Genomic DNA, 10,820 nt, shown 5'->3' on the forward strand with positions numbered 1-10,820 from the left:
CACGGCGGGCCGTCCCGGGCGGGGCGGCCCGCCGCCCGCCTCCGGAGCGGCCACCGCCCGGCCAGGCCGCACCCCTCCCACATCCCGCACCCCTCCCCTCATATCCGCTTCTGTTCCGTACGTGTCACGTCCGTCCCCGTTGCGTTACGTCCGTCACGATTACGCGGGCCTTCCGTCACAGGTGATCAACAGCCCCTGTCCGTACGCCGGTCGGTGTCGTTGTCCCGGCGCAGGACACAGGAACATCCGCTCCGCCCGCGCCGCCCGCAGGCCGCGCGGGCCGGGGCCCCGGATCCAGGGAGGCGAGGCAGCGATGACCGACCGGAGGCTCTGGTCCTACAAGGACATCGCCGCACACATCCGGGTACGACCGGACACCGTGCGCTCCTACCGCAAGCACGGACTCCTTCCCGAGCCGGACCACGTCGAGGGCGGCCGGCCGTACTGGTTCGCCGACACCGTCCGCGACTGGGTGACCCGCAGACCGGGCCACAGCCGCCGGGGGTGACTCCGGCCCCCGCCCGCGCCCACCGCACGGGGCACGCGCCGCATCGGCCCGGCTCCTTCCCGGGCCCCGGGCGCGGGCGGTTCCGCGCACCGCCGGACACGCCGGGCCGGCCCCTCCTACGATCACTCCATGTCCACGACATCTCGCTCCTCCTCCGCCCGGCTGGCGGTGATCGGCGCCGGCGGGATCGGTGGCTACACCGCCGCCCTGGCGCACTGGGCCGGCCTCGACGTCACCCTGTGCGTGCGGACGCCCGTCGACGGGCTGACCGTCACCCTCGACGGCACCGAGCGGCACGCCGCGGTGCCCGTCGTCACCGATCCCGCACAGGCCGGGCCCGTCGACTGGGTGCTGCTGACCACCAAGGCGCAGGACACCCCGAGCGCCGCTCCGTGGCTGCGCGCCCTGTGCGGGCCGGGCACCACGGTCGCCGTGCTCCAGAACGGCACCGGACTCGCGGAGCGCGTCGCCCCGTATATCCCGGAGGGGACCGCGACACTGCCGGTGATCTGCTACCTCTCGGCGGAGCGCACCGCGCCGGGCCGGATCGTCCACCACCTCGCGAGCGAACTCCATGTGCCGCAGGGCCCGTCGTCCGAGGCGTTCGCCGCGCTGCTGGACGGCACCGGGCTGAACGTCACGCAGGTGCCGGACTTCACCACGGCCACCTGGCGCAAGGTGTTCTTCAACCTCGCCGCCAACCCGCTCACCGCGCTGCTCGGACAGCGGATGGACATCTTCCGGGAGGCCGAGATGACCGCACTCGCCCGCGCCCTGCTCACCGAGGCGGCGGAGGTCGCCCGCGCGGAGGGGGCGGACGTCGGCGAGAGCGATATCGCCGGGACGCTGGAGATCTATGCGGCGGCCCCGCCCGGCGGCGGTTCGTCGATGCTCTACGACCGCGAGGCGGGCCGGCCCCTGGAGCACGAATACCTCACCGGAGCGGTGGTCGCGGCGGGCGAACGGCACTCCCTCCCGACGCCGCTGAACCGCATGCTGCTCACCCTGCTGCGCGCCGTCGACCGCGACCTGCGGACCACGGGCGCCGCCTGAGCCGGGGCGCCGCGCAGCACCGAGGACCCGCCACGACCGGGCCGCGACACACGCCCACACGAGGACGATTACGGAGAGTTCATTTGCCATGACTCAAAGGTAAGGGCGGCCACTGACAACGGGCCGGGAGCGTGCATCCGGGCCCGGAACACGGTCCCCGTCCCGCTCGGCACGCCCCGCACGCCGTCGCACCGCGCCACCGGAGCTGCCACCCCGGACCACCACTCCCGCGGCCGTCACCCGGCACTCCGGGGCCTTCCGTGCCCGGACGGCGTGGCGGCGCACCAGCCAGGGGACGACCGCACCCAGCGTGGCGACCGCGCACGAGACGCCGATGCCGAGGGCTGCGGCGTAGAGACGGTTGCCCACGGCGGCGCTGCCGAGGTAGCCGAGGCCGATCGAGTAGGTCGCCCACACGGTTTCGGCGAGGGCGGCGCCGAGCAGGTAGCGGCGCAGCGGATAGCGCAGGACGCCCGAGGCGAGGGCGCCGACGATCCGGCCGCTGGGCAGGAAGCGCACCCCCAGGACGAAGGGCAGGCCGTAGTGCTCGATGCGCCGGGCCGTCCACTCCAGGAGGACGCGGCGGCGGACGCTCCGTCGCATCCAGCGGCGCGCGGGACCGCCGAAGCGGCGGGCGAGGAGATACATCAGCAGGTCCCCGAGGGTCGCACTGCCGGCGACGACGATCAGGACGAAGGGGAGGAAGAGGTCGCCGTGCGCGGCGAGGACCCCGGCGGAGACCAGCAGCGCGGAGTTGGGCACCAGCGGTGGCAGGGTGGTGAGCAGCAGCAGCCCGTAGAGAGCCAGCACGTCCATCCGGCGCGCCTCCTCCGGTCACCCCGGCGCGGTGCGGATCCGCACCGGTACCTCCCAGGCTGACGCGTGGCGCGCGGGGTGGCAACGCGCGCCGGAAGGAGTGGCGCGCCGCCGCTGGATTGATACCCCCTAGGGGTATAGAGTTGCGCTCGTCGGACGGTGGCGGCTCCGGTCACCCGGCGGCGCCCCGGGCGACGCACGCCCCGGGACCCCGGCGCCCGCACGGCACTCCGACATCCACGGACCATCGGCACCACGAGGAGATTCCCATGACCGCCGCATCGACGAACGGCTCCTGCTGCACCCCCGAAGGCTCCTGCCACTCCGGCGAGGGCGCGGCGCAGGCGGGCGAGATCACCACCACCTACAAGGTGACCGGCATGACCTGCGGGCACTGCGAAGGTGCGGTCAACTCCGAGATCTCGGAGCTGGACGGCGTCGTCTCGGTGCGCGCGGAGGCCGCCACGGGCCTGGTGACCGTCGCCTCGCGGACCGCGCTCGACGAGGCCGCGGTGCGCGAGGCGGTGGACGAGGCCGGCTACGAGCTGGTGGGCCAGGCCTGAACCTCCCTCGCGAACCGGAGGGCTTTTCGTCACAGGGGCCACTCCACGGCCCACACAGCCCACACGTTCACAAAATTCCCACAATGGGCACAACACCCATACGTCAGGGCCGCGAAATTCAGATCGCGGCCCTTGACCGTTTTCGCCCTCATATGGCAAGAGACTCAGATCACAGAGGTCCGAACGTAACCATCGAGGGGGGTCGAGAGTCTAACCAGGTGAGCAGGCACCCCGGCGGGGCCTGTTCGGCAACAGCCGTGCCGGTCTTGGGGGATCGGACCGGCTACGCGTGGCCGGGGCGACGTGCCCGGGGAGCTTTGAGCGGCCCTCCCGAACGTGCGCGTCCCGGCAGATCGCGGTGCACCCTGAACGCCCGGACGGATCCCGTGGGGGGAATCCGACCCGGGAGAAGGGAAGCGCCCCGCGCTCTGGACCCGTGGGGGGATCTGGAGGCGGGGCGCTTTTCGTTTCCCGTTCTTCCGCTCCGTCCGCCTTCCCCGCACGGAAAGCGAACGGGCCCCCACCCTGGACGGGCGGGGGCCGTCTCCGTACCGGGCGCGGACGCCCGGACGGGTCAGCGCTGCTCGACGGGCACGAAGTCGCGCTCGACGATCCCGGTGTAGATCTGCCGCGGGCGGCCGATCCGGGAACCGGGCTCCTTGATCATCTCGTGCCACTGGGCGATCCAGCCCGGCAGGCGGCCGAGGGCGAAGAGGACCGTGAACATCTCGGTCGGGAAGCCCATGGCCCGGTAGATCAGGCCGGTGTAGAAGTCGACGTTCGGGTAGAGCTTGCGCTCGACGAAGTAGTCGTCGGAGAGCGCGTGCTCCTCCAGCTTCAGGGCGATGTCCAGCAGCTCGTCGGACTTGCCGAGCGCCGAGAGGACGTCGTGCGCCGCCGCCTTGATGATCTTCGCCCGGGGGTCGAAGTTCTTGTAGACGCGGTGCCCGAAGCCCATGAGCTTCACGCCGTCTTCCTTGTTCTTCACCTTGCGGATGAAGGAATCGACGTCGCCGCCGTCGCGCTGGATGCCTTCCAGCATCTCCAGCACGGACTGGTTGGCACCGCCGTGCAGGGGGCCCCAGAGCGCGTTGATGCCGGCGGAGATCGAGGCGAAGAGGTTCGCCTGCGAGGAGCCGACCAGGCGCACGGTGGAGGTCGAGCAGTTCTGCTCGTGGTCCGCGTGCAGAATCAGCAGCTTGTCGAGGGCGCTGACCACGACCGGGTCCAGCTCGTACTCGGCGGCCGGCACCGAGAACGTCATGCGCAGGAAGTTCTCGACGTAGCCGAGGTCGTTACGCGGGTAGACAACCGGGTGGCCGACCGACTTCTTGTAGGCGTACGCCGCGATCGTCGGCAGCTTGGCCAGCAGGCGGATCGTGGAGATGTGCCGCTGCTGCTCGTCGAACGGGTTGTGGCTGTCCTGGTAGAAGGTCGACAGGGCGCTGACGACCGACGACAGCATCGCCATCGGGTGGGCGTCCCGGGGGAAGCCGTCGTAGAAGCGCTTGACGTCCTCGTGCAGCAGGGTGTGGTACGTGATGTCCTGCTTGAAGTTGGACAGCTGGTCGACGGTCGGCAGCTCGCCGTTGATCAGCAGGTACGCGGTCTCGACGAACGTGCTGCGCTCCGCGAGCTGCTCGATCGGGTAGCCGCGGTAGCGCAGAATCCCCTGCTCACCGTCCAGATAGGTGATCGCGGATTTATACGCGGCGGTGTTGCCGTAACCGGAGTCCAGGGTCACCAGACCGGTCTGGGCGCGCAGCTTCGAGATGTCGAAGCCCTTATCGCCGACGCTGCTGCCGACGACCGGGTAGCTGTATTCGCCGTCCCCGTAACGCAGTACTACAGAGTTGTCGCTCACGTCATCCCTCACCGACGTTGTGCCTCTTCTTCGAGGTGCCCTGACTGCCTCTACCTTCCCCCATTTGGACGTGGGATGTGCACTCGGGGTCGGCAATTCGGCCTTCGGGCGGCACTGAGTGCCGTTTACCTGACCATCCTGCGCCCCTTCGACCCGATTAGGGAAGTTGAGCGACACCCACCACTCCGGCGAGTCGGCGATCGAGCGCCGTATACCGCCGACCGGCGGACACCGTGCGTACGGCCTGCCCCAGAGCCCTCCGGGACCCCACCAGCACCACCAAGCGTTTTGCCCGGGTTATCGCCGTATAGAGCAGATTCCGCTGCAACATCATCCAGGCGCCCGTGGTGACCGGAATCACCACCGCCGGGTACTCGCTCCCCTGGGAGCGGTGGATCGTCACCGCATAGGCGTGCGCCAGCTCGTCCAGCTCGTCGAAGCCGTACGGAACCTCCTCGTCCTCGTCCGTGCGCACCAGGAGCCGCTGCTCGTCGGTGTTCATATCCGTGACCACGCCGACCGTGCCGTTGAAGACGCCGTTGCGGCCCTTCTCGTAGTTGTTGCGGATCTGGGTGACCTTGTCGCCCACCCGGAAGACCCGGCCGCCGAAGCGGCGCTCCGGCACATCCGGGCGCGCCGGGGTGACCGCCTGCTGGAGCAGGGCGTTGAGCGCGCCCGCCCCGGCCGGTCCGCGGTGCATCGGGGCGAGTACCTGGACGTCCCGCCGGGCGTCCAGCCCGAAGGTCGCGGGGATGCGGCGGGCCACCACGTCGACGGTCAGCCGGCCGGCCTCCTCGGTGTCCTCCTCGGCGAAGAGGAAGAAGTCCGGCAGGCCCTGGGTCAGCGGTGGCTTCCCCGCGTTGACGCGGTGGGCGTTGGTCACCACGCCGGACTGCTGGGCCTGGCGGAAGATCCTCGTCAGCCGGACGCACGGCACCGGGCCGCCGTCGGCCAGCAGATCCCGCAGCACCTCCCCCGCGCCGACCGACGGTAGTTGGTCGACATCGCCCACCAGCAGCAGATGGGCGCCCGGCGGGACCGCCTTGACGAGCTTGTTGGCGAGCAGCAGATCGAGCATGGACGCCTCGTCGACCACCACCAGATCGGCCTCCAGCGGCCGGTCGGCGTCGTAGGCGGCCTCCCCGCCGGGCTTCAGCTCCAGCAGCCGGTGGACGGTCGACGCCTCCGCGCCCGTCAGCTCCGCCAGCCGCTTGGCGGCCCGCCCCGTCGGCGCGGCCAGCACCACCCGGGCCTTCTTGGCGCGGGCCAGCTCGACCACCGACCGGACCGTGAAGGACTTGCCGCAGCCCGGGCCGCCGGTGAGCACCGCCACCTTGCGGGTCAGCGCGAGGCGCACCGCGTCCCGCTGCTCCGGCGCCAGCTCGGCGCCCGTACGCCGCGCCAGCCAGGCCAGCGCACGCTCCCAGTCGACCTCCCCGAAGGCGGCCAGCCGGTCCTCGGGGGTGCGCAGCAGCCGGGTCAGCCGGCCGGTCAGGGACAGCTCGGCGCGGTGGAAGGGCACCAGGTAGACGGCGGTGACGGGCTCCTCGCCACCGCCCTGGGGGATCTTCTCGCGGACCACGCCCTCCGGGTCCGCCGCCAGCTCGGCCAGGCAGTCGATGACCAGGCCGATCTCCACCTGGAGCAACTTCACGGAGTCGGCGAGGAGTTGCTCCTCGGGCAGGAAGCAGTGCCCCTGGTCGGCCGATTGCGACAGGGCGTGCCGGATCCCGGCCCGGACCCGCTCCGGACTGTCGTGCGGGATGCCGACCGCCTGCGCGATGCGGTCGGCGGTCAGGAAGCCGATGCCCCAGACGTCGGCCGCCAGCCGGTAGGGGTGCTCGCGCACCACGGCGACGGCGTCGTCCGCGTACTTCTTGTAGATGCGCACGGCGAGGGAGGTGGAGACGCCGACGCCCTGGAGGAAGATCATCACTTCCTTGATCGCCTTCTGCTCCTCCCAGGCCGCGGCGATCTTCCGCATCCGCTTCGGGCCGAGCCCCGGCACCTCGATCAGCCGCGCCGGCTCCTCCTCGATGACGTCGAGCGTGGCCACGCCGAAGTGCTCGGTGATGCGGTCGGCGATGCGCGGGCCGACGCCCTTGATCAGGCCGGAGCCGAGATAGCGTCGGATGCCCTGGACGGTGGCGGGCAGGACGGTGGTGTAGTTCTCGACGGTGAACTGCTTGCCGTACTGCGGATGGGAGCCCCAGCGGCCCTCCATCCGCAGGGATTCGCCGGGCTGCGCGCCCAGCAGCGCGCCGACGACCGTCAGCAGATCGCCCGCGCCGCGGCCTGTGTCGACGCGCGCGACGGTGTAACCGCTCTCCTCGTCGGCGTAGGTGATCCGCTCCAGGACCCCTTCGACCACCGAGGCGTTGACCGCGTTGCCCATGCTCCGAACGGTACCGCCGGGGTCTGACAACGCGGCCCGGCCGAGGTGTCGCCGGATCACTGACGGGCCGCCAGGAGGCGGGCGCCGCCCCTGCGCACGCCACCGCCCGGGGCGCAACCGCCGGACGGCGCCGGTCAACCGGTCATTGACCACGCGATGCTTTCGGGCTATCCGTGATCCACCGACTGTCCCTCATTTCGCCGGGGAAGCCCGCCGGAAGGAGCGCACATGCACTCCAGACGTGCCGTCCTGACCACCGCCGTCGCGGCCGCCTGCGCCGCGGGCACCGTTCCCGCGGCCGCCGCAGGCCCTGCCGCCGCCCGCCCCACCGCCGCCGCGCGGGAGCGGATGCGGCGCCTCATCGCCCGTATGACACCGGAGGAGAAGGCCGGTCAGCTCTTCGTCATGCGGGTCTACGGGCACTCCGCCACCGACCCCGACCAGGCCGACGTGGACGCCAACCGCAAGGAGATCGGCGTCGCGAACGCGGCCGAACTCATCGCGAAGTACCACGTCGGCGGCATCATCTACTTCAGCTGGGCGCACAACACCCGCGATCCGCACCAGATCGCGGAGCTGTCCAACGGCATTCAGAAGGCGGGTGCCGCACAGCGGCTGCCCGTCCCGCTGCTGATCTCCACCGACCAGGAACACGGCATCGTCACGCGGATCGGCGCGCCCGCCACCCTGCTGCCCGGCGCGATGGCGCTCGGCGCCGGCGGCTCACGCGGCGACGCCACGACCGCGGCCCGGATCAGCGGCGCCGAGCTGTACGCGATGGGCATCCGGCAGGACTTCGCCCCGGACGCCGACGTCAACGTCAACCCCGCCAACCCGATCATCGGCGTCCGCTCCTTCGGCTCCGATCCGCGGGCCGTGGCGCGGCTGGTCACCGCCCAGGTGCGCGGCTACCAGGGCGCGGGGGTGGCCGCCTGCACCAAGCACTTCCCCGGGCACGGCGACACCGACGTCGACAGCCATGTCGGGCTGCCGACCATCCACCACACCGCCGAGGAGTGGCGGCGGCTGGACGAGCCGCCGTTCCGGGCCGCGGTGGCCGCCGGGATCGACGTGATCATGTCGGCGCACATCGTCGTCCCCGCCTTCGACCCCAGCGGGGACCCGGCGACCCTCTCCCGCCCGATCCTCACCGGGCTGCTGCGCGAACGGCTCGGCTACGACGGTGTGGTGATCACCGACTCGCTGGGCATGCAGGGCGTCCGCGAGAAGTACGGCGACGACCGGGTGCCGGTGCTGGCGCTCAAGGCCGGCGTCGATCAGCTGCTCAACCCGCCGGACCTCGGCGTCGCGCACGCCGCCGTCGTCCGCGCCCTGAAGGACGGCGAGCTGTCCGAGGCCGACATCGACGCCAAGCTGCTGCGCATCCTGCTGCTCAAGGAGCGCCGCGGTCTCTTCACCGACCCGTACACCTCGCGGGCCGCGGTCGACCGGGTGGTGGGGAGCCGCCGCCATCTGGAGACGGCGGACGCGCTGGCCGACCGGACGACGACGCTGCTGCGCAACACCGGCGGGGTGCTGCCGCTCTCCCGCCGCCGGGAGCACCGGCTGCTGGTGGCGGGGGTGGACACGGCCGCGCCGTCCGGGACGGGCGGGCCGCCCACCGGGGTGCTGGCCCGGGAGCTGACCGGGCTCGGCTTCGCCGCGACCGCGCTGTCCACGGGCCTGACGCCGGACCGGACGGTGATCGACGACGCGGTGGCGGTGCTCGGCGACCACGACGCGGCGGTCGTCGTGACGTACAACGTCACGCCCGGCTCGCCGCAGTGCGCACTCGTCGAGGCGCTGCTCGCCACCGGGAAGCCGGTGGTGCAGCTCGCGGTCCGCAATCCGTACGACATCGCGCAGCTCGACGGTGTGCGGGCGGCGCTGGCGAGTTACGGGTGGACCGATGTCGAGGTGCGGGCGGCGGCGCGGGTGATCGCCGGGCGGCGGGCGCCGCGGGGGCGGCTGCCGGTGCCGGTGATGCGGGCCGACGCGCCGGACGAGGAGCTGTACCCGGTCGGCCACGGGCTGACGTACTGACGCCGCGGCACGGGGCGCGCCCCTCCCGGGTGGAGGGGCGCGCCGTAACGTTCCGTCAACCGTGGCCGGTCCGGGGACCGGCGATCAGGGGCGCAGCGGAGCGGTGCGGTGCGGCTCCTGGCGGTCCAGCTTCCGGTTGTAGGGGGCCTGTGCGGTGGCCTTGCCGCCGGTGTCGACGCCCGCCCACTTCAGCAGGGAGGCGGTGGCCTTGGTGCGGTCGGCGTCCTTGAGCTTGGCGATGTTGGAGCCGTGGTTGCCGCCGGGCACGGTGTAGACGTAGGAGTCCCGGGCGCCCCTGCCCAGCTCGAAGTGTTCCGAGCTCCACGGGTCCCACTGGCCGTTGACGAACATCATCCGCTGCGCGTGGTGGCGCACCCAGCGGTCCACGTCCGGCATGGCGCGCTTGTCGAACTCCATGGGGATCTCCCGCGGCACGAAGGTGCGGGAGTTGTTGATACCGGGGTACTTCAGCAGGCCCTTGAGGTGCGGGTAGCCGTATCCGGGCTCACCGAGCTGGGTACCGGCCTGGTAGTAGTACGGCGTGTACGACTCCACGCCCTGGTCGGTGTAGCTCTCGAAGCCGCCGACCTCGTCCATCCACGTCCACAGCGCGTCGGTGGACACGTCCGGGGAGGGCACGTCCTTGCAGGCGGTGGCGGCGGGCTGGTACTGCCAGAAGCCGAACTCCAGGTCCGTGACGAGCACTTCGTAGGCGCGGTCGACGGAGCCGAAGAGGCGGAAGGTCTTCTTCTCCTTCGCGGCCCACCCGGCGAACCGCGCGTCCATCTCGTCGCGGCGGTTGAGCGCCTCGCGGGTGATCTTGTGCAGCGCCGTGCGGCACTCCGGGGTGCCGACGGTGCGGAAGAACCGGTCGTAGGCGGAGTCCTCGTCGTTGACCACGTCGTTGGGCGCGACGTAGGCGACGGTGCCGTTCATGTCGTCGGGGTGGAAGCGGCGGTAGTACGTCGCCGTCATGCCGCCCTTGCTGCCGCCGGTGGCGATCCAGTTCTTCCCGTAGATGCGGTGCAGCGCCTGGTAGATGCGGTGCTGGTCGTCGGCGGCCTGCCGGATGTCCAGCTTCTTCCAGTCGGCGGGCTGCGGCCGGGAGGGCGTGAAGTAGCGGTATTCCAGGGAGACCTGGTTGCCGTCGATGATCTGCGTCGGCTCGCTGCGGGACGGGGGGGTGCTGACGTTGTAGCCCGAGGTGTAGAAGACGGTCGGGCGGTCGACCGACTTGTGCAGCACGGTCAGCCGCTGCTCGAACGTGCCCCGGTCGGGGTGGCGGTGGTCGACCGGCTGTGTGTACGTGAGGACGAAGTAGCGGTAGCCGTCGACCGGCTTCTCCTCCACCAGATGCATACCGGGTATCGCGAGCAGGCGCTCCTTGATGTCCTGCGTCCGCGGCGCGGCGGTGGCCGCCGTGGCCGGGGCGGTGGTGGCGCCCGCCGTGCCGATCAGGACGGCGACCGGCACCAGCCAGCTGAACGTTCTTCGCATGATCCCTCCCCAGGGGTCGCGGAATTCGCGCCGAACCTACCCGGGGGGAATCGGGTCCTACCAGCACCGATGCGTAACGCC

General features: G+C 71.5%; 8 protein-coding genes. 4 read left to right on the forward strand and 4 right to left on the reverse strand.

Annotation, left to right across the window (positions count from 1 at the left end; all coding sequences use genetic code 11):
* The first annotated feature begins 313 nt into the window (after positions 1-313).
* The gene (locus ACF1BH_RS20085; protein ID WP_030283159.1) at positions 314-508 is read left to right on the forward strand and encodes an AlpA family transcriptional regulator; all 195 of its coding nucleotides are present in this window, start codon (positions 314-316) and stop codon (positions 506-508) included.
* 129 nt (positions 509-637) lie between these two features.
* Positions 638-1,561 (forward strand): 2-dehydropantoate 2-reductase, encoded by a 924-nt coding sequence (locus ACF1BH_RS20090; RefSeq protein WP_391643891.1) that lies wholly within the window; start codon positions 638-640, stop codon positions 1,559-1,561.
* A gap of 93 nt (positions 1,562-1,654) precedes the next feature.
* Here the strand turns inward: ACF1BH_RS20090 and ACF1BH_RS20095 are convergent, their stop codons facing one another.
* Positions 1,655-2,377, reverse strand: coding sequence for a DedA family protein (locus tag ACF1BH_RS20095; protein WP_391643893.1), 723 nt, complete (start codon positions 2,375-2,377; stop codon positions 1,655-1,657).
* Positions 2,378-2,646: 269 nt separating this feature from the next.
* On the opposite strand from ACF1BH_RS20095, the gene ACF1BH_RS20100 reads away from it, so the two are divergent.
* On the forward strand, positions 2,647-2,940 hold the full coding sequence (locus tag ACF1BH_RS20100) for a heavy-metal-associated domain-containing protein (protein WP_391643895.1): 294 nt from the start codon (positions 2,647-2,649) through the stop codon (positions 2,938-2,940).
* A 574-nt stretch (positions 2,941-3,514) separates the two neighbouring features.
* Here ACF1BH_RS20100 and ACF1BH_RS20105 read toward each other — a convergent pair.
* Together ACF1BH_RS20105 and ACF1BH_RS20110 are read right to left on the reverse strand one after the other, a co-directional pair.
* A complete protein-coding gene (locus tag ACF1BH_RS20105; protein ID WP_345084423.1) occupies positions 3,515-4,804 on the reverse strand; it encodes a citrate synthase in 1,290 nt (429 codons plus the stop codon).
* A 157-nt stretch (positions 4,805-4,961) separates the two neighbouring features.
* On the reverse strand, positions 4,962-7,199 hold the full coding sequence (locus tag ACF1BH_RS20110) for an ATP-dependent RecD-like DNA helicase (protein WP_391643897.1): 2,238 nt from the start codon (positions 7,197-7,199) through the stop codon (positions 4,962-4,964).
* Between the two features lie 228 nt (positions 7,200-7,427).
* On the opposite strand from ACF1BH_RS20110, the gene ACF1BH_RS20115 reads away from it, so the two are divergent.
* Positions 7,428-9,242 carry a glycoside hydrolase family 3 protein gene (locus ACF1BH_RS20115; RefSeq protein ID WP_391643899.1) on the forward strand — a complete coding sequence of 605 codons (1,815 nt, stop codon included), beginning with the start codon at positions 7,428-7,430 and terminating at the stop codon, positions 9,240-9,242.
* An 84-nt stretch (positions 9,243-9,326) separates the two neighbouring features.
* Here ACF1BH_RS20115 and ACF1BH_RS20120 read toward each other — a convergent pair whose 3' ends face one another.
* Entirely contained in the window at positions 9,327-10,739 is a 1,413-nt protein-coding gene (locus ACF1BH_RS20120) for a S28 family serine protease (RefSeq protein WP_391643901.1), read from the reverse strand.
* Positions 10,740-10,820 lie beyond the last annotated feature (81 nt).

The organism is Streptomyces sp. NPDC014733 (genome assembly GCF_043083385.1).
Lineage (GTDB): Bacteria > Actinomycetota > Actinomycetes > Streptomycetales > Streptomycetaceae > Streptomyces.